Source organism: Gimesia aquarii, assembly GCF_007748175.1.
Taxonomy (GTDB): Bacteria; Planctomycetota; Planctomycetia; order Planctomycetales; family Planctomycetaceae; genus Gimesia; species Gimesia aquarii_A.
In genome coordinates this window covers 1,324,883-1,344,363 of record NZ_CP037422.1, presented here as the reverse complement: position 1 = coordinate 1,344,363, position 19,481 = coordinate 1,324,883, and the positions used below count along the sequence as shown (strand labels likewise).

Annotated in this window: 14 protein-coding genes; 5 read left to right on the top strand and 9 right to left on the bottom strand. The window is 47.9% G+C overall.

Annotation, left to right across the window (positions count from 1 at the left end; translation table 11 throughout):
• Nucleotides 1-146 precede the first annotated feature (146 nt).
• The 4 genes from V202x_RS05495 to V202x_RS05480 form a co-directional block, all read right to left on the bottom strand.
• Nucleotides 147-2,000 (bottom strand): polyprenyl synthetase family protein, encoded by a 1,854-nt coding sequence (locus V202x_RS05495; protein ID WP_145171961.1) that lies wholly within the window; start codon nt 1,998-2,000, stop codon nt 147-149.
• 94 nt (nt 2,001-2,094) lie between these two features.
• On the bottom strand, nt 2,095-3,957 hold the full coding sequence (locus V202x_RS05490; protein WP_145171959.1) for a prenyltransferase/squalene oxidase repeat-containing protein: 1,863 nt from the start codon (nt 3,955-3,957) through the stop codon (nt 2,095-2,097).
• A 46-nt stretch (nt 3,958-4,003) separates the two neighbouring features.
• Nucleotides 4,004-5,047 carry an ATP-binding protein gene (locus V202x_RS05485; protein WP_145171956.1) on the bottom strand — a complete coding sequence of 348 codons (1,044 nt, stop codon included), beginning with the start codon at nt 5,045-5,047 and terminating at the stop codon, nt 4,004-4,006.
• 51 nt (nt 5,048-5,098) lie between these two features.
• Nucleotides 5,099-5,551: a glycine cleavage system protein H gene (locus V202x_RS05480; RefSeq protein WP_145171954.1), complete on the bottom strand. Its 453-nt coding sequence runs from the start codon at nt 5,549-5,551 to the stop codon at nt 5,099-5,101.
• Between the two features lie 548 nt (nt 5,552-6,099).
• Here V202x_RS05480 and V202x_RS05475 point away from each other — a divergent pair.
• The 3 genes from V202x_RS05475 to V202x_RS05465 all read left to right on the top strand — a co-directional run bounded on the left by V202x_RS05475 (nt 6,100) and on the right by V202x_RS05465 (nt 8,930).
• Nucleotides 6,100-7,317 (top strand): GntR family transcriptional regulator, encoded by a 1,218-nt coding sequence (locus V202x_RS05475; protein WP_197993244.1) that lies wholly within the window; start codon nt 6,100-6,102, stop codon nt 7,315-7,317.
• 149 nt (nt 7,318-7,466) lie between these two features.
• Nucleotides 7,467-8,417, top strand: coding sequence for a DUF1559 domain-containing protein (locus tag V202x_RS05470; protein ID WP_145171950.1), 951 nt, complete (start codon nt 7,467-7,469; stop codon nt 8,415-8,417).
• Nucleotides 8,418-8,510: 93 nt separating this feature from the next.
• Nucleotides 8,511-8,930 carry a carboxypeptidase-like regulatory domain-containing protein gene (locus V202x_RS05465; RefSeq protein ID WP_145171948.1) on the top strand — a complete coding sequence of 140 codons (420 nt, stop codon included), beginning with the start codon at nt 8,511-8,513 and terminating at the stop codon, nt 8,928-8,930.
• 1 nt (nt 8,931) lies between these two features.
• Here the strand turns inward: V202x_RS05465 and V202x_RS05460 are convergent, their stop codons facing one another.
• The 3 genes from V202x_RS05460 to V202x_RS05450 form a co-directional block, all read right to left on the bottom strand.
• A complete protein-coding gene (locus V202x_RS05460; protein ID WP_232098861.1) occupies nt 8,932-9,864 on the bottom strand; it encodes a DUF817 domain-containing protein in 933 nt (310 codons plus the stop codon).
• Between the two features lie 57 nt (nt 9,865-9,921).
• Nucleotides 9,922-11,979, bottom strand: a complete 2,058-nt coding sequence (locus V202x_RS05455) for a hypothetical protein (protein ID WP_145171946.1) — start codon at nt 11,977-11,979, stop codon at nt 9,922-9,924.
• 264 nt (nt 11,980-12,243) lie between these two features.
• Nucleotides 12,244-13,680 (bottom strand): sulfatase-like hydrolase/transferase, encoded by a 1,437-nt coding sequence (locus tag V202x_RS05450; protein WP_145171944.1) that lies wholly within the window; start codon nt 13,678-13,680, stop codon nt 12,244-12,246.
• 138 nt (nt 13,681-13,818) lie between these two features.
• On the opposite strand from V202x_RS05450, the gene V202x_RS05445 reads away from it, so the two are divergent.
• Entirely contained in the window at nt 13,819-14,916 is a 1,098-nt protein-coding gene (locus V202x_RS05445; RefSeq protein WP_145171943.1) for a DUF6263 family protein, read from the top strand.
• 74 nt (nt 14,917-14,990) lie between these two features.
• On the opposite strand, the gene V202x_RS28095 is transcribed toward V202x_RS05445, so the two are convergent.
• Both V202x_RS28095 and V202x_RS05435 read right to left on the bottom strand, forming a co-directional pair.
• Nucleotides 14,991-15,257, bottom strand: a complete 267-nt coding sequence (locus V202x_RS28095; protein ID WP_145171941.1) for a transposase — start codon at nt 15,255-15,257, stop codon at nt 14,991-14,993.
• A 76-nt stretch (nt 15,258-15,333) separates the two neighbouring features.
• Complete coding sequence (locus V202x_RS05435) at nt 15,334-17,670, bottom strand: protein-disulfide reductase DsbD family protein (protein WP_145171939.1); 2,337 nt, start codon at nt 17,668-17,670, stop codon at nt 15,334-15,336.
• A gap of 342 nt (nt 17,671-18,012) precedes the next feature.
• Here V202x_RS05435 and V202x_RS05430 point away from each other — a divergent pair, with 342 nt between their 5' ends.
• Nucleotides 18,013-19,296 (top strand): hypothetical protein, encoded by a 1,284-nt coding sequence (locus V202x_RS05430; protein ID WP_145171937.1) that lies wholly within the window; start codon nt 18,013-18,015, stop codon nt 19,294-19,296.
• The last annotated feature ends 185 nt before the right edge of the window (nt 19,297-19,481 follow it).

The following is a 19,481-nucleotide window of genomic DNA, read 5'->3' as shown; positions in this document are numbered from 1 at the left end:
CGCCGCAATGTTGTCGGGGAGATAAACGGCGTGAGAACAGAACAAGGATTTTACATTCATAGTTCTGTGCCTCTGTCAGATTCCAGCTCGCTTTGATTGGTCCGAATTGTATTCGGGCTTACCCGTTATTTAAGCTGTTTTCCAGCTTACTTGGCGAGGGGCATGAGCACGTTGGGCTCTGGTTTTGCTTCTGGAGTTTCTTCGGCCAGGACGGTTTCGCAGAAGAATTTCAATAATTGTTTGAAATCTTCGTTGTCAACGCTTTCTGCCAGTTCTTCGGCGCGTGCCCGGGATTTGTCGACAAGTGCTTCCGCTTTTGTGAAGACGTCGCAGTCCTGGTATATTTTGCGTAAGCGACCGATGCGCAGGCCATCGGAGGGATTGCCGAGCAGAATGTCTTTGAGGTCGGTTTTTTGATGGTCGTCTGCGGTTTGCAGAGCCAGCGCCAGTAGTAGTGTGGGTCGCATTGCCAGTGCGTCCTGGCCGGTGATGAGTTTGTTATTGTCATCGCCCTGCCAGTCTTTGAGATCATTCAGAATCTGAAAGCCAACGCCGATATGTCTTGAGAACGAAGAGATTAATTCTTCATACTCTCCCACGGAACCGGTCATCCGAATTCCCGCATACAGGGCGGCCTCGAAGGCGGGGGACGTCTTGAGGGCGTAGATCTGTAAGGCGTCGAGCGGCGCCAGTTCAAAGGACTGGCTGTCCTGCCAGGACATTTCTGCGCCTTGACCTTCACATAGTTTGATGTGAGCGGCTGCCATCTTTTCGACTAAGTCGGAGGCGGCTTCGGCACCGATGTCGGCACGGGCTTCATTTAACAGACGATAGCCGATGCCAATTAAGTAGTCACCAATGTTAATGGCCATGCCGGTGCCATGTTGCCGATGTAATGTTTCCTGGCCGTAGCGGTATTGGTCGTCGTCTTCGATATCATCGTGAATGAGAGAGGCTTTGTGAAAAACTTCGATGGCCATGGCCGCCTTTTGCACGCCGAGCGGGTAACTCTGTTCTGGTTGATCCGTGTCTGTTGTGGATGTCTGGTTTTTGTTCAGAGCATTATAGGCTGCCAGGGTAATGAAGGGGCGGAATCGTTTGCCACCATGTTTCAGCCAGTCGTAGGCGATGGCTTCCGTTTTCCCCAGCGGAGTTTGTGCCGCCTGTTCCGTTTTTGTGCGGCGGGGAGGCAGAATCTCGTCAAAGTTCTCTTCAAAGAGCGCGTTGGAAGCCCGCATCGTCGGCAGATAACTTCTGGTGAGCGGCTCTTCGAGGGGGCGATACTCTTCGAGTACTTCCCAGATCCAGGGTTCGTCCATTTTTGTATTTTTACAGTCGCCGGAATGGAGGGGAATTGCATAGGAGGGCACACCGGCGATCAGAACTTTATCGATCGATTTTTCCAGGACGTTCAGGCAGGCGACTCCTAAAATTCCATCGACATAACCGCCGACGATGATTTTGAGCACTACGGGGGAGCCTTCAGCAACGAGCACCTTGTAGCCCAGCTTTTCAGCTTTGACTTTATAATCGGCAATTGAACAGGCACCACATTTTTCGCAGTCCAAGCCGAACTCGTCGTATTCCGCGGGACAACCTTCGGCATGTTTCAAACAATGTGGCAGCAGCAATAGGCGTCGCTCAAACGGGATCGCCAGAAACTGTCGTTTCCAGAAAAAGTTTCCGATCAAGACCATCATGAAGCCCAGGAACTTTTCAGGCTGTCCCATTTGATCCAGCAGTTCCCGCGACCAGGCTTCCAGTGTCGCTTTGGTAAAGGGGTTGGAACAGTCGAGATGTTCAACGTACTTTTCCGCTTCCGCTTTCATCTCTTCACGCAGGGCGAGTGTTTCCGGAACCGCTTTTAAGTGACTGGTACTCTGACGTTTTCGTTTTCTTTTGACCGGTTTCTTTTCTTCGGAAGCGTCTTGCGTAGGCTTCGCTGAGCCAGGGACGATATTATCTTCAGAATTTTCCTGGTCTAAAGGCGCGATGGACACGGAACACTCCTCTATAGTAAGTAACTCAGCCGAGCGATGATTAAGTTATTGAATAAAAGTTTGCCTGAAAGTGTGCTTGGGGATCAGGTGGGACCTATTGGTTCTCGGTACTCATTATAGGGTAATCCTCTTCCGCAAGCGACAATCTTAAATTGTCATCAGTATATTTTTTTAAAACCATTTCTGCCCGATGCAGGGCGGAAACAGTAAAGATAATTGGATAAAGTTGTTCGAAATACCATAATTTAGCAAAGTAAAAGCCAATCGGCGTGGATTCAGTAAAACCGTTTGTTTCCACCTGTTGCAACAGCCAATTCAGGCCTGAAGTGATGTTCGGATTGTCATGATCGAGGCCCAACGACAGTAAAGTGTCAACTGCTAAGGCGGTTTCTTCGACGCTGGAAGGGGCTCCAGCATCACCGCCCCATCCACCATCGTCATTTTGTACGCTTTTCAAAAATTTGATGGCTTGTTCCGCCTGTGCGGACTCAGACATCTCCTGCGATGCATAAGCGGCTAACACGCGCGCGGTGCCGTAAACCGGATTTTCGTCATTCTTGATGTGCTGATTTCCAAACCAGAGCGGCAGCCAGGAACCATCGGCGCGTTGTACAGATGCCAGATAACGAAACGAATGTTGGATGGCGCGCTCGGCGCGGTTCCGCAATGGAATGTCCGCATCATCTGGCTCTGTTTGCAGCCAGGCTTGCAACGCACGAATGACATGCGCCGAAATGTCGGCCGCACTCTGATCGAAAGGAAGCGTTCCCCAACCACGACAGAAGGTCGGCCAGCCCCCATTACTGTTTTGCAAATCAAGCAGCCATTGGACGCCATTACGTAAGGCGAGTCTGACTTCCGGTGTGTGTTCGTTTTCAGATTCTTCTGGTTTTAGATTCAATAATGCCAGAATGGCCCCGGGAGTATCGTCGGCGTCAGGCACACCCCCCGGTAGATCGGTCCACGCCCAGCCGCCCGGTTCAGCGGAAGTGTAAGGATGCAATTCCTGATATTGCTGTTGTAATAACCATTGACGAATGGGGGTTTTTTCAAATTCGGAGAGAGTTCCCCGAATGGCATTCACGGAAAGAGTGGTCGTCCAGGTCGCCAGATTGGTATCGATGGGCCAACTGCCATCCGGTCTGGCGGAAGCGAGTAAAAATTCCAGTCCCTTCTTAACAACCGGGTGATCGACGAGACCCATTCCCGCCAGACTCATCGTGACAAAACTGGTGAGCGGGGCCGCTTCCAGAAAACCGCCATTCGTGGGTTGAATCGAAATCAGCTTCTTGAGGCTTTTCTGAATCGATAGATTTCGGATGATACGTGTGATCGGATTTTTGGGTTTTTGGAAATGGTGTCTCACCTGACCAATGGCGATGAGCGCCGGCAGCGCATAGCTGACAACGGGCAAACGAACTGTTTTGTAAAAATTGGCAGGCAGACAGGACAATTCAAAGGGCAGGGCAGGGATGGTTTTCCAATCGACGAGTCCTGCGAGTGCACAATGTGTGAGGATGGGCACAGAAAATGTTTTGTCTTTGCCATAGCGGGCAACGACTGCCTCGACACCGCCAATGCGATCGATGTATTGTTTCGCGTTGACGACAACTGTAGCAAACTTCTCTGTATTGCCGGTTGCATGAAATACTGCGTGACAGAGCATACTGGTGGAAATATTGCTGAAGCTTTTAACGGTATCGCCCCAGCCGCCATCTTCATTTTGGTGTGTGGCGATCCAGTGAATACCTTGTTTGATAGAGGAGTCGAGTGAATGATCATCGGCGGGACGGTGACGGCGAATCATTTCAAGTGCCATAACTGCCGTGGCCGTTGAAAGCGCGGAAGTCGAAAGTTCTCCCTCCCAGTGACCGGCGTCAGTGCGAGCAGAAAGTAATTCTGCCCGTGCTCGCTGGTATGCGGCTTGAACTCTCTGATAGGAGATGCTTTCACTCATTCCGATGTCTTGTTTATTCAGAGTTCTGTTTCAAATCATTGAAAGCCTATAAGTCCATGGCATCCAGGCTGTCGATCAGCTCGTCTAACTCATCGCTGGTTTCTTGTGAAACCTTTGAACGATTGGGAATGCCCACTGTCATTCCCACAGCATCCCTTCCCTCGGCGACCAGTTCCACATCACGTTCTCTGGCTGCCATCTCCAATGCATCCGGTGCGCCAAATAATTTGGAGAGATCAATTTTCAAACCGGCGACTTCACCATCGGCACCAGCAATCCCGGGCGTTTTATGTCCGGGGAAGATAATCGCGTTTTCCGGGCAGACGCGGCTACAGGCAGGACAGCCTTTTTTGCAGCTATCCTGTTCTTCCACCAGAATTTGTCCCCCCTGATCAACGCCGTAGACACCGAACAGGCAAAAATCGATGCACTCCATGCAATTCGTACACAGGCTATAGTCAATCACGGGATACCAGCGACGTTTGGTGGGTTCTAACTGGTTTGCTTCGTTTGCACTGCTATTGTCTTTCTGAGCGCTGATCACGTCCAGCGGTTTCAAATACTTTTCCAGCTGTGCCGGTTTGGGGCTTTTCTGAATCATATTCATGAGCTGAAAGGTTTGCACCTGTGCATCCTGAGAGATGCGTTTGATTTCAGAAATGTAGTCATCAGGGTTCGAACTGACCCGCAGATCAATCGAATAAATTTTGCGATCAGGGATTGTGTTTTGACGCTCCGGGTTTTCAAAGGGGGCCGATTTTTCTTCGGCTGCTTCCAGTTCTTCTTCGTCTTCATCAGTCTCTGCTTTTAACAGCACCAGTCCTTCTTGACCGCGTACGTCCAGTCGATCAAGCACCCAGTGAGAGGCGCGAGGATACAGCCATGACAGGACGACCACATCACCGCGGATCGCCTGCAGAAACAGGGTTCCTGTATGGTCGGCAGAAAGATCGTAGAGGTGAGGCACCAGAGAGACTTCTAAATCGGGTTCCATCATGAGTGTTGCTGCCAGCGTTTCTTCCAACTCACGCTTGGCGGGATTTTTCCCCTGAGCCTGAGAGATCACCACTGTCAATTTTTTATCAGCCATTCTGAAAACCTTTTCAACGCGAAACGAAAACGGTAACCCGTTTGTTGTTTTTTAGTTGAGCTGTCCTTTAATCATCCGTTGGGTCTGCTCCCAGCCGTCATCTAATACTTGCATGTACTCGGATGGGGTCAACCACTGTGCCTTCGACTCCATCTCAAATAACCAACCTTTATCGTAGTTATCCGCCTGATTGATGGCGGAGGGATCGTTTAACATTTCCTCATTAAATTCCAGAATCCGGCCCTCTGAGGGGGCATACAGATCGGATAATGCTTTTGAACTTTCAATCTCTCCAATCTTCTGTTTTTCCTGAACACGGGTAAATGGGTCTATAGCCCAGTCCAGAAAATAGACATCCTGTAATAATCGAACCGAATAGGCAGTAAAACCTACCCGCCAATGATCTTGCTCAGGCATGAACCACAGGTGTGATTTACTATAAACACGGTCCTGAGGAATTCGGGCTTCGAAATTCCCCATCATAAAGACAAGATCGTCAGGCATGATTCATTTTGTAGTGAGTCTCGTTCACACTAAACCCAAGTTGAAAAGGGAGTTAAATCCCATAGTACTATCCAGGCAGGAATTTTCGCAATATGCGCTACTTTAATAGTAGAAACAGTTTTTAAGTTGGATGCAAGCAGGATTCCGTCGCGAAAGTAGGGAAGTCAGGATTTTCCCCTTCAACTGCCGGAAGTACTGGAACTTTCAGGCCGATAGACACAATTCCGTGTCTATCTTTGAATACCTCACCATAGACTCTGCAAAGGGAAATACCCACTCGAAATTTTGTGATTCGATTTTTAAAGTGAATGTAAATACATAATAACACTATAGTTGTGTTGATAATGTTCCTACATGTGTTTTACGAATCATTGCCGGTCTAGATTATCAGTGTCGTTCTAAATCCATTTGAATATTGATGATAAGTTATTATTTATGGTTTGTTTTTTGTTTTTTAATTGACAGAGAAAATTGTATCAGTACCATAACAAATATCAAGTTGTATCATGTTGTATGTACCTATCGTTGATTTGTTCAAAATCTCAGGCATGATACCAAAACAAAAAGACCTTTCTAATTGGGATGATCCGACTTTGTTATTCAAAAACGAAACGTTTGATGCTGCCTCGTTTGCTGCGAATGAAAGCACTGATTCCACCCAGGCAAAATACGAGCGCATTCAGGAATATCTCAAAACACAGATCAGAGAAGGGCAACTTCCGCCGGGAACAGCGCTTCCCTCTGAACAACAGTTAGCAAATTTGTTTGAAAGTGCACGCAGTACTGTCAGACAGGCGATGGGAATGTTAGAGCGTGAAGGACTCGTCAGTCGAGTTCAGGGAAAAGGGACTTTCGTGCATGAAAATGCGCGACAAAGACTGGCATCCGGGCTCGACATTTTGGCATTGGTGATTCCCGAAGTGTTATCCGGATTTTATCCTTCCCTGCAACACAGCTTTGAGGAATCAGCCAGACACTCCCAAAACCAGATGATGGTTTGCTGCACGCGCAACAATATTGACAAACAAGGCAACGCCATTCTGCAGTTGATCGATAATCAGGTGGGAGGCGTGGCCATTGTGCCTGCCAGTACGCCTCCGACTCCAGCGTATCAAATTCGTCAGTTACAGAAAGCAGGCATTCCGGTTGTCTTTTGCCATCGTCCCGTTGAGGGGATCATCGCTCCTTTATTGGGGCTCCCTTATAAAGAGATTGGCAGGCTGGCGGGTGAATCGCTGGTGAAGCTGGGGCATCGTCGTTTTGCCTTTTTTGCACCGCACTGTACTCAGACGACAGATATGTATCTGGATGGTTTTCAGAAGTCATTAGCCGAAGAGTGCTGCGAATTACCAGAAGACCATTGCTATTTTGGTGAAGACGGCGTGATCGATATGCAGAAACTCGATGCCGATATTATGGACACATTAAAACGTTTGATGGAAAGTAAAGACCGACCGACTGCCATCTTTACGACCTTTGATTCGATGGCGGAGCGAATCTATTTGCATTTGAACAAAATGGGAATCCGCATGCCCGAAGAGATTTCGTTGATTGGAGTCGGCGACAAAATTCGTCATAGCGTGCTCCAGCAACACATCGCTTCGGTCACAATCGATGAAACACAACTGGGCCATCGCGCGGCTGAGCTACTTAACAAGATGCGTAGTGGAGAAATCCCGATCGAATCTTCTGAATCATATATTATTCCTGCAGAAGTTTATCATGGCACCACACTTGGTGCGCTGAATGAAGTTGAGATGACATAAGCAACTTCCTGCTGATGCAGGAGTTTAAAGCAGATACGTTATTTAATTTATTCATTGTCTATTGCTGCCAGGTTTTAGTACGTCTCACAAAGCGCCATTTTCTGGGCGGGCCTGTGTCGCACTTTCATTTAGCTTGAAAGGGAAGAAAGATGAAAAGTGACATCTCAAAAAATCGTGGATTCACACTCATTGAACTGCTGGTGGTCATTGCCATTATTGCGATCCTGATTGCGTTGTTACTGCCTGCGGTGCAACAGGCGAGAGAGTCCGCGCGACGCAGTCAATGTAAAAACAACCTCAAACAGATGGGGTTGGGCATGCATAATTACCACGATGCGCACAACGTATTCGCCATCAGCCATGGTGATACTGGGAATTCGTTTGGATGGCGGGCGATGATTCTTCCCTATGTCGATCAGGCACCGCTTTATAATCAAATCAACTTCAGCGGTAATATTATCGATCCTGGGAATCTGGATGTTGCGCAAACCCCGATGTCCCTTTATCGTTGTCCCAGCGATCCGACACTACCTCGTGTGAGCGGCGGCTTGCATGTCTGGCCGAACTGGTGTTTCCCGGCTTCTTGTACCACCGCTTCGCGGAATAATATCGCGGTCACAACTTATAAAGGTGTCGATGGCAGAGGCTATGACCAGACTTTAGCGGCATCTCCGATGCCTCATGGTATGTTTGACCGACGCATGGGACTCATTACAAGTGCAGGCGGGAGACTTGTGAGTCCCAACCGCACGATCCGAATGCGCGATGTCGTGGATGGGACTTCGAATGTGCTGTTTGTGGGCGAAAATTCTCCCGGTTTTCATGCCTGGTCTTCCTGGGCCGCCTGGCATTCTCCCATGACGACGGCATTTCCCATCAACCATCCCTGGACCGTCTGGAATAGTGCCCAAGCTCGGATTAGTTCGGGCGCTCATGGCTGGATCCCTGGTTTTGCCTCTTCCAGTTACCACGAAGGGGGGGCGCACTTCATGATGGTCGATGGTAGCGTGCATTTCTTGAGCGAGAACATGGACTTCTTAACGTATCAGCAATTGGGGAATCCTCAAGATGGGTTACCTCTGGGCGGACTTCCCAATTAGTCAGCACGTTGATTCGATTCAGAACTGAACTGACCTGGATGTTGATTTGCGCTTCACTCAATTTGGTATCCGGGATTTTCACAGGAGAGACTCATGAATTGCCTTTACCGTTTCACAAAATTTGGAATGATCCTGCTTGGTCTCACTTTGTGTGTGGGCTGTGGCGGTCAAAAAGATAAAGATTTGCCGGCCACAATTTCCGTCAAGGGAGTGGTGACGTATCAGGGGAAGCCGGTGCCCGATGCGATGATTATGCTCTACCCGGTGCAGGGACGGAAACCGGCCTCTGGTAAAGCAGATGCCTCGGGGAATTTTACCATGACTACGTTCGAGAAGGATGATGGTGTCATCCCGGGAGAGCACAAAGTCACTGTGACCGCTTATGAATCGACATCAGAAGGAGTCTCTATGAAAAGTGCGATTCCTGAGAAATATACGTATCAGAATAGTTCGCCTTTAACGGTGACGGTTTCCGAGTCGGAGAACGAGCTCAAATTAGAACTGGTCGATTAGCTTAGTTGATCTGTTCTGTTGACGATGCATCGTGTGTCAACTCACTTTTCTCTTTGATGATCGTAGGCCGATTGACGAGGGAGACCAGCACAAAGCTGAGCATCATTAATAGATACCAGGCGGTTAACTTCGAGGGCGAGACCATTTGCCACTGAAGTTTCTGTGTGGGATAAATCCAGACATTGGAAAACGTGGCCAGATTTTCTGCAAACCAGATAAACAGCGCTACTAAGAGCCAGCCAACGATGAGCGGCATGTGGCGATGTACGGTGTCCATTTTAAAGTAGATCATGACTTTGCCGAACATCAGCAGGCTGGCCAGAATCAGCAACCAGCGAATATCAACGACATAGTGGTGCGTAAAAAAGTTGGCATAAATTAATATGACCAGTACTATTGTGCTCCAAAGCGGCGGGTAACTGGAATAACGAAAGTCAAAAATGCGCCAGACGCGGGCAATATAACTTCCCACCGCGCTATACATAAATCCGGCGAAGAGTGGCACATTCCCGATGCCAATCACGAATGGTTCCGGGTACTGCCAGGAGCGAATTCCCTCTGAAGTTTTAAACAGTTCCATCACCGTGGCGACGATATGAAAGATGAGAATCACAACGGCTTCCTTTGGTGATTCCAGACGTGTGATTAACAGGAAGATTTGAAACGTAACGGCAGCCAGAAAGAGAAAATCATATCGATACAGGAAATCGATGGGATACCAGAAGCGGGTAATGATCATGAGTGCCAGCAGGAAACCACCAAAGATACAGGCCGAAGCCTGCTTTATTCCAAACAGCCAGAATTCCCACAAAAATGTTTTCAGGAGAGGAACCTCGTGATCGGTTTTCGTCTGAGTGAGTTGTTTTAGCGAGGTGAAATTGTAATGGAACTGACAAGCTTTCGCTATCATAATAAAAATAGGGAGCAGACACATTGCCTGCTCCCTGTTCGGAACTTGGGATGACTCCAAGCCATCCCTCGCACACTTCCGTTACTCTACAACGATGGCAGCGACTTGTGGTGCGAACTGCACATCGATGGGGTTTGAAGCAGCACCGTCTCCGCGAACGACAACCAGGGTTGCTTCTGCTGAGTCCAGCAAAGGCAGTTCGGGCAGCTTGACGCGAACACCCAGGTCGTACCAGCCGTGGATTTCTGCTTCAAAGTTCATTCCATTGAGGGATACCAGAACTTTCCCTGGTTCCGGTCCCAGACCTTCGCCTGCCAGGTTGATCAGCGAGCCACTTAACACAGCTTCCGTGTCTGTTGAAAATAACGCTGGATCAACCGACAAGACATCAACGCGAGCCATAATGGCTCCATTGTTTTCTTCGAACGCTTCAGGAATTTCACGATGGGAGTCGATCAAGACATGCAACTGTTCGAAGGGGACGGCGTTTCCTTCTGCATCCGTTGACATCGTGCTGGCAGCGAACGGCAGACGAATGTCAACAGACTGAATCTGACCGGCGGCGATATTATCGACGCGTGATCCTGCTTCAGGTAAACCTGTTGTTAATTCACGTGAATTCGAAGCGAACAGCATTACGTTGAAGGGGACGTTGATATCGACATTGCTGTTGTTTCTGAACCAGACTCGGAAACGTGGTCCCAGTTCTTCTTCAGAATGTCCTGAGTCGACAAATCGTACTGCCAGCATCTGCAGATCTAATCCAGAGTTGATAATGACAGGATCAACATCAACCCACGTTCCACAAGTGACAACAGGTAGTGGCTGCCAGACAGGACAAGCATACCAGTTCCAGGGAACACAAGGTTCACAGAAAATGGGACGACAGATGATGGGGCGTGGATCGCAAATCGGATGACACCAGTCCCACCAGCACCAGTCTACCCAATCACACCAATGTGGACTCCAGCAGTAGCTGGGGTAGCAACCGGGGCCAGCATACCAGGCACAGAAGTGAGTCGTAGTAAAGGAATTCGCCATCTGACCAAACAGAGTCCGGTTTCTCCAGCCACCATGCTTTAACAGGTTCCGGTTCAAATTCAGTCGACGAGCGACGTCTCCTTTATTGTGGAGTTGAAACTGTTTCTTCAGATTCCACTGCTGCGCCTTCTTGCTATTCATTAACGGCTTCAGTTTCCCGATTTTGAGCTGCTTATCTACACTCATATTGATGGGTTTGATGTTTTTGCCCTTGAACAGGTCCTTACTTAGAGGGACTCCATTTTTACCGAGCCACTTATTGGAATTGGGAAATCTATTGTTCAGTTTGCCTTTTCCTTTGGACGAACCTTTGAGCTTCGAAAGATCGATCTTTCCTGGGACGCGGCTATTATTGCCTGGTCTTTTTCCAGGTTTGCCAATCAGATCGTCTTTGGAAATTCCTTTAACGGGAGGAATACGACTTCCTTTGCCTGGCTTAGGAACGAACGTGCCTTTTCCAGGTTTGAATACATCGTTATTTTTACCAGGGCGGGGTCGTACTACTTTATTGCCGGGCTTGGGGACAAACTTCCCATTGCCCACTTTACGATCTGGTATTTTCAGGTTCGGAATTTTTCGATCCGGAACTTTTCGATTGGGAATTTTGATACTGGGAATCTTCGGTTTGATATCTTTTGTGGTCCCTTTCGAGCCAGGTCGTCTTCCCGTATTCGGAATCTTGAAATTGGGTCGTGTTGTTGGGGGGGCAACTTTAATGCTGGGGACTTTGAAAGTTTTCTGAGGTCGACTGGGTCTCGTCTTGGAAATCTTGGGAGTCGTTTGCTGTGGGACGCGGTTGAAGTTGGGTCGCGTTGTACGAGAGGGACGTTTTGAAGTGGTAGAAGATTGGGATTTTGGTCGGCTGCTACTACTTCGGATAGAACTCGAACGTTGTGGTCGACTTGTCTGAACTCGATTCAATTGGCTCGACGAGCGTTGTGAACTGCTGCGAGCGCTACGACTGGAGCTACTACGACTCGATGATTTTTTGGATGACTGTGCCAGTAACGGTGAACCACAGAGGCTTCCCACCAGTACCAGTGAAAGTAAGACGCGAAACGGCCGCTTGAACAGATAGGCTCTTCTCTGGATCATCATGACTCTTCCCCTTTTGGCTAAATCGTAACTGCCCGCGTTGTGAAGTGAACGATTTAAGAGAAGAGCGCAAATTATGCCAATTATGCCGATTTAGACTTCAGGTGAAAATTTAGAGTCAATAAGTCTTTTTATTAAATGGGTTTATGGAATCTAATGGATCTTGAGCGCAGAGCAGAATCTCATTGTAAGATCAACATCTTTGCAGCGAGCGCCGTCAAATTGATTTCGATACAAAATCAAAATTGCTACACAGAGGCAGAGAGATCAGGACGATTTTGCCGATGCCAGAGAGGGATCATTCTGTTGTTTTTGCCAGGCGTTCAATCTCTGCTGTAATTTCGAAAGGGTTTTTGTGTGCGTTGCGTCTTGAGAGAGGTCATGTAATTCCAGCGGATCCTGTTTCAGGTCAAATAATTGTACGCGTTTTAGATGAGGATAGACGATTAACTTCCAACGGTCCGTGCGAATCATGCGCTGGTAATTGCGGAAGTAGCCGTAAACTTCATTATAGATGGCTGCTTTCTCACCTGTGATGACCGGTTTCAAGCTCTTGCCTTCAACACTGGACGGAATGGCGACGCCTGCTAAATCACAGCTCGTGGGATACAGGTCGCGCAGATAACATTGGGCCGCTTTACGTTGATCAGCGGGAATGCCCGGCCCGACCATAATCAATGGTACGCCGATTGTGTGTTCATACATACTTTGTTTTCCACGCAAACCGTGACTGCCCATTGCCAGACCATGGTCGCTGGAGAAAATGAGAATCGTATTGTCCCACTGACCTGTTTTTTTCAATGCATCCACAACACGGCCTACCTGTGCATCCAAATGCGAAATAACAGAATAATACAGCGAGAGGTCATTTTTCACGATCTTCTTCGTACGAGGAAAGGGAAGTAAGACTTCATCACGCCCGTATTGATTGCCATGCTCGAACGGATGTTCGCTGCGAAAATTCGCGGGGACCGGCATTTTGTCCGCATCATAATAGTTTTCGTATCCGATGGGCATCAAGAGCGGGTCGTGCGGGGCGGTGAAGCAAACGTGGAGGAAAAAGGGTTTCGTATGCTTGCGTTCGATAAATTCGATGGCCGCATCCGCGAAATGTTCGCTGATGTTGGAGGTCAGTCCCACACCTTTTTCCGGAAAAAAGTTTCGTTTGTCATCCTGAAAAATCCAGCCTCGATAACCGGTGACTAAGACCCCGTTGCCATCAAAGGAAGGGACCGCCCAGCGTCCACCGCCACCGGTAAACAGCCCTAATGTTTCATCATAGCCACGAATGACTGGTTTACCGTCGTTATGCCACTTCCCTACATACCAGGAGTTATAACCGGCGTTATGCATGGTTTGCGACCAGGTGGGTAACTCTGGCTTAATCGGTTTACCGAAATCCAGCGAGCCGTTGTGAAATCCGCTGACACCCGACAGGATTTCCGCCCGGCTGGGTGTACAGATCGGGTTGGCGCACACGGCCCGTGTAAAACTGGTGCCCTGTTTGACCAGTTGATCGAGGTGGGGCGTTTTGATTACGGAGTTTCCTAATGCGGCAATGGTATCGGGCCGCTGGTCATCACTCAGGAGGAACACAATATTGGGACGGGTTGTTTTCGATTTCGGTTTCTGATCTGCCGAGACGTGTTGTTGAAGGAAAAACAGGCTGGAAAACAGTAAAAAAGCAGGAATGCTCGCTCTCATGATGGCTCCCGGACAGAATGAGGGTCTCTTCTGAATTCGTCTTTTCCTAAATCCGTAATAGTGATACCTTTTGCACGTCAATCAGGCTCAAATTACACGATTCATTAACTTTATTAATCTATTCTGGACAATGTCGCCATGCAGGGCAAGCGTTTTATCAGTTGGATGCTGGGAATTGTCATTCTTGCGGGAACGGGCTGGTCGTTCTGGAGCAAGAAACAGCAGGAAAAAGCAAATCAAACCCAGAGCAAGCCTGCTGAGTCGACCGTGGCAGCAAAGCCGGTGGCCCCACAGGTGAAAGCACAGCATGCGTCATTGAGTGAAGAAAAAGTCGAAGTCCTGGAACTCAATCTGACCGTCAACCAGCGGTTTCCGATGATCAAAACTGTTGAGCAGACGCTTTCACAGGCTTCCAGTTCAGGAATTACTCACAGCAAATCCAAACTGGAATTGATTCTGGCACTCACAGTGGAAGAGATTAGGGACGATGGCCGCAAGCGGTTTAAAGTGCTTTACACTGGCGTGAAATATTCGCATGACATTGCCGGAGAGCGTGTGCACTATGATTCGAACCGTCCCAGTGGTCCTGTGCCTCCAGACGTGCAAGCTTACCAGAGGTTGGTAAAAAATGGATTCTCTTTCTGGATTGGTCCCGATAACAAGATTGTCGAACTCGTGGGCTTTGATGATTTCCTCAAACGTTGTCTACAGAATACGCCTCCCGAACAGCGGGAAACGGTACTCGCCAAGATCTCTGAGTCTTCGGGCGATGATGGCATTGCGAATTTCATTGACGACAGTATTGGATTGCTGCCTTATAACATTGATGAACATCACAAAGGGGGCGCGATTCGCGTGGGTGAAACCTGGACTAAAATTCGACGGCTCACACAACCTATTCCGATGGTTCTGAAGACCGAATACACGCTCCGCGAGTTCGACGAGAAGACGGCCATCATCAATGTGGCCGGCGATATTGCCGCCTCAAAAATCAGTAGCCCACTGAATCAAAACGGCAAAAACGTCCAGCTTTATATTCGGGGTGGAAAATCGTTTGGGTCCTGTCTGATTGATCGCAAAACAGGACTGCCGCTCAAATCACAAATCGAGCGCTTTCTGGAAACCACCGTCAAACTGGCCAACGGCCGCGAATTCGAACAACAGAAACAGATCGTGACCACGATTCGCGCGTTTCCACATCAGGAATCACGACCACTGGGACCGGCTGCGAATTGAGTTTTTTTGAACCACGAAGTTCACAAAATCTTGTGAGCGAAAATGCGCTAGTAGCACAGATTACAAATGATGTCTCAGCAAGGCGCATTGTTGCCACGACACATCATGTGACGATTGATGCTGGCAAACACAATTTCGATCTGATTCAGCCAGGAACTGTGCTTGGGCAGAGAAACGAAGCGGATCCGATGCGCAGGATCAGACAGAAACTGACGGCGGCTGGTCATTGTTTTCAAGATGTCGCGCCTTTTGACTTTCCCTAAGCTTCCCGGACCAATTCCTAAACGTTGTACTACTATTTGTACCAGCGGAGCTCCACAGTGTGTGTTTAAGTGATCCACAACAAATACTCAACACGTTTGTGGATTGGTGGCAATCGTTTGTTCGATGTGTCGAGCATCTCTATAGGAAACAAGATTACTCGGGTGACTCCGTTGAGATCATGGCCTGCTTGGTTGCTTTTTTCTTAGGCGGATCATTAACAGCCTCTTGAAGCGCTTCAAGCAAGGTTGATTGCGTATACAGGTCACGAATGATAATGGGCTGGTTAGGCCGATTTGCGGGAAAGATAACCGTCAGTGGAATACTGACACTGTCAAATTTGTCCAGCCATTCTTTGATCGTTGGTGAGTAGTCTGTGTAATCGGCATACATGGGAACAATGTTATGTTTTTTGATCAGCTCTAGAGTTTCCTCGGTATTTAAGGCGTACTTTTCATTTGTTTTGCAAGTCAGACACCAATCAGCGGAAAAGTCGATCAGCACCGTTTTGTTTTCTTCTCGCAATTGATTCAGTTCTGTCGCATTGAAGGGAACCCATGGCAGTTGGTTCGTTGATTTCTGGCTCATATCGTAACCAAAGAAACAAATACCAGCCGTTAACAGTAGCGCTGCAACGCGGACGGTCATTTTCTGCTGAGTCGAAGAATTATGAGAGTAAAGGCTGCCGATCATCCACAGACCGGTGGTAATTCCCAACAACATGATGAGAACCGGAACTGTCAATGATTCATCTAAAAATGAGATAATAAAGATGACTGCTCCCATGAGTACGATCCCGGAGAATTCCTTGAAACGCACCATCCACATCCCGGGTTTGGGAAGATAGTTGATCGCTTTGGGAAAAATACTAAAGATCAGATAAGGAGAGGCCATTCCCAGGCCCATCACGAGCCAGACCAGATAGGTAATGTTGGGAGTTTGCTTCACAGACCAGGCAAGAACGGGACCCAGGAAGGGACCACTACAGGGGGTTGCCAGCAGTGTTGCCAGGATTCCAGTCAGAAAGGCCCCTGTCAATCCTTCTCGCTGTTGACCGCCGGCAGCAGAACCAACCATACCTGGTACGGGAATTTCAAATACGCCCAACATACTCAAACCCATGGCGTAAACGATACAGGCCATCACAATGTTGAATTTGGGACTTTGAAACAAACCACCCCAGCCCAATCCGGCAAAAACAGCCAGCGAAGCCAGAGCAAGAAAGACAGTGACAACACCCAGAGAATAGAAAATATTCAACAAAAAGATCCGCATGCGACTTTCACCTGCCTGTTGCACAAAGCTCATGACCTTGATGGCAACCACGGGGAGCACACACGGCATGACATTTAGAATCAGTCCGCCTAAAAATGCAAAAAAGAGGTTTAAGGCCAGGGAACGGTTACTGGCATCGCTTGAAGAAACAATCAGGGCATCATCATCGTCATCCGATCCCTTTAGCTCTTCGATCGAAGACATGACCACCGGTTTTGCATTGGTCAGATTTCCTAATTGGAATTCGACAGGCAGTGGTCGTCGACAACTCCCTTTGTTACAGATCTGATAAGTCAGTTTGCCTTCGACGCCATATTCTTTATCCCCGGGGATGCGTTCAAACTCGCGCGTCCAGACAACTTTGTCGTAGTGTGTTCTCTGGGTGTAAGCGTCATGTGTTTCCACTTTCGGTTCCGGTGAAACAGCAAACTGTTTGGAAACCGGTTTCAAACCTTCCAGCTTGAAAATTTCAATATGAGTGGGTAAACCTGCATTCTTCTTGTCTTGATCTAAAGCAAATGTATGAAACTCCTGATCCAAAGTCATCGTAATGGTAAGTTGTACCAACTTTTCAGGACTGGTTTTCGAGGGGGCTAAGGCAAACGTCAATTCCACCGGATCGGGTACTGAACGGCGTTCGGGGACGACCGTTTGTGTGAGCGGCGCACTTTCTTTCTTGCCAGACAAAGTGGCTGTAAAAGAGTACTGCGAAGGTACACAGTTTTTTGAATCACAAACCTGATAGATCATTTGTCCTTTGATCTGGACTTTTGTGGGATCTTTCACATCTTGATTGACTTTGAAGCGGCGACTCCAAATCACATGTTTTGAATATTTTTCGATTTCCTTACCAAACAGCGGTTCAAAGACTTTCTTCGGCGGATGATCCGCATTGAAATGTTTATCGACGGAGGTCAAACCTTTGGACTCTTCAATCACGAATTTGGTTGCACCGCCGAAGGTGGGACTTGTTGAGTATGTATAAGATCCCTCAGGGATCATCATCGCCACTGAAAGCGTGACGGTATCCCCGGCTTTGGCGTCTTGAGGCGTGAGGCTGACACTCACCTCTGCTTTAGGGGCAGGATTTCCCGCAGAGGCGTTTTTCTGTCCGAATAGATCGGGAAGCGATGGTTTTTGTGCCATTAAGCCGATTGAGGAGCAGACCAGGGCAGCAAAGACTGTTATAATAGCGGTAAGATGGCGGGGAGATTTCAAAGCGAAACCCTTCCAGAAAACTCTGTAATGGAGTGAACCTGTCGGATGACTACGTATTGTATTATATCGGTGTCAGGATGAGGATCTTCTGTGCGATAAGTCACAAATCCTGGTTGATTCATATGGATTTCCAATGAATGAGTCAACACTGACAACAATTTACTGACCCTGTGCAATATTACTATTTTCGCATGATTTTGAAATCTAACCAAGTTGAAAATGCAAATCGTGAAGACCAAATAAGATGAGTTTTCACCAAATTTGATGGAAGTCATGAGTACACCGGATCTTATAATTCTATCCCATCAAAGAATATTGATCAATTGTAAATACGGACTCGCGATGCGACACTTTTTTACTTTCTGTTTGCTACTTGGCGGTTTTGTTTTAGAAGTTCGCGCCCAAAGTCCTTTGATCGCTCCCAAACCAACTGAATCTGTCAAAGAGATTGAGTTTCGGGACCCGATTCCCTTCGGCTTGAAACCAGTGGAATACGGCAAGGGAACGTTATCTGATCCTGTTACCGCAATGAATCAAAGGTTGGAGAACCAGACGCTCAAACTTGAGTACGATGCAGAATGGGGTTATTTACGTGAAGTGTTAAAAGCCCTGAAGATTCCGGAAGCGTCGCAATTGATGGTCTACTCCAAAACAGCTCTCAATCCACGCTTGATCAAACCCACTAATCCACGGGTGATCTATTTCAACGATGATGTTTATGTAGGCTGGGTTCCCGGAGCGAGAGCGATGGAGATCGCGTCAGTTGATCCATTGAGAGGTTCCATCTTTTTTGAAATGGATCAACAACCAGCGGTGCAACCTCGCTTTGTGCGTTCAGAGCGTTGTCTCTCCTGTCATGGAGGTAGCTCAAGTTTGCGTGTCCCTGGTTTGCTGGTTCGTTCTTTTCTGACCGATCAGCATGGTCGTCCGATTTCCGGTTATTCCCAAATCTCACATGACAAACCTCTCGAAAAACGTTGGGGGGGCTGGTATGTCACAGGTACCCACGGCGAGATGGTGCATCTCGGAAATATATTTGGTAAGGCGGCCATTGAAGAATCGAAGGCCGATCCTGCCTATCGCGCGAATTTGAAAAAAATCGATCAATTTGTCGATACCGTTAAATATATGAATCCGCACTCTGATCTCGTCGCGCATTTAATTTTTGATCATCAGGTCCATGGTCATAATTTAATCACCCGTGTAAGTATGGAACAGCAGTTAGGTTTACGGTCGGATGTCGAAGACCGTCTGGTGCGTTACCTGCTGTTTATGGATGAAGCCGAAATTACAAGTCCCCTCAAAGGAACTACCGATTATCAGAGTTGGTTTGAAACGCATGGGAAACGTGATTCTCAAGGGAGATCACTCAAAGAGTTTGACTTGAAAACCAAACTATTCCGCCATCGTTTGAGCTATCTGATTTACACCGACAGTTTCAGCAAGATGCCAGAACCTGCACGTTTACGAATTTTGCGAAAAGTCTATTCGTTTCTGAACGCGACGGACGTGGATTTGGAGCAGATATGGGAAGTCACACCCGATAGGTTTCCTATGGAAGAGCGTGAGGCAATTATTCAAATCGTCGCAGAAACTTTGGATCGGCGGCCTGATTTCTGGAAATGAGACAGAAATGAGGGCAGAAACCTCAGAGTTTTGTACAAAAGATTTCTTAGCCGGTGTGAAAAGAGGGCATTGCCTTAAATAGTCGTCAAGCACTATGATACCATTACTGCGAAGTGAACACTACTGAAGTAGTTTCATAGCCTGACATTGACTCATATTTGGTACAGTGATCGGGATTTTTCACA

Bases quoted from the DNA above. Each gene is read 5' to 3' on its own strand.
- V202x_RS05475 (WP_197993244.1), top strand. From the start codon at position 6,100: ATGATACCAAAACAAAAAGACCTTTCTAATTGGGATGATCCGACTTTG.
- V202x_RS05455 (WP_145171946.1), bottom strand. From the start codon at position 11,979: ATGATGATCCAGAGAAGAGCCTATCTGTTCAAGCGGCCGTTTCGCGTC.
- V202x_RS05490 (WP_145171959.1), bottom strand. From the start codon at position 3,957: ATGAGTGAAAGCATCTCCTATCAGAGAGTTCAAGCCGCATACCAGCGA.
- V202x_RS05460 (WP_232098861.1), bottom strand. From the start codon at position 9,864: ATGTGTCTGCTCCCTATTTTTATTATGATAGCGAAAGCTTGTCAGTTC.
- V202x_RS05465 (WP_145171948.1), top strand. From the start codon at position 8,511: ATGAATTGCCTTTACCGTTTCACAAAATTTGGAATGATCCTGCTTGGT.
- V202x_RS05430 (WP_145171937.1), top strand. From the start codon at position 18,013: ATGCGACACTTTTTTACTTTCTGTTTGCTACTTGGCGGTTTTGTTTTA.
- V202x_RS05445 (WP_145171943.1), top strand. From the start codon at position 13,819: ATGCAGGGCAAGCGTTTTATCAGTTGGATGCTGGGAATTGTCATTCTT.
- V202x_RS05450 (WP_145171944.1), bottom strand. From the start codon at position 13,680: ATGAGAGCGAGCATTCCTGCTTTTTTACTGTTTTCCAGCCTGTTTTTC.
- V202x_RS05480 (WP_145171954.1), bottom strand. From the start codon at position 5,551: ATGCCTGACGATCTTGTCTTTATGATGGGGAATTTCGAAGCCCGAATT.
- V202x_RS05470 (WP_145171950.1), top strand. From the start codon at position 7,467: ATGAAAAGTGACATCTCAAAAAATCGTGGATTCACACTCATTGAACTG.
- V202x_RS05485 (WP_145171956.1), bottom strand. From the start codon at position 5,047: ATGGCTGATAAAAAATTGACAGTGGTGATCTCTCAGGCTCAGGGGAAA.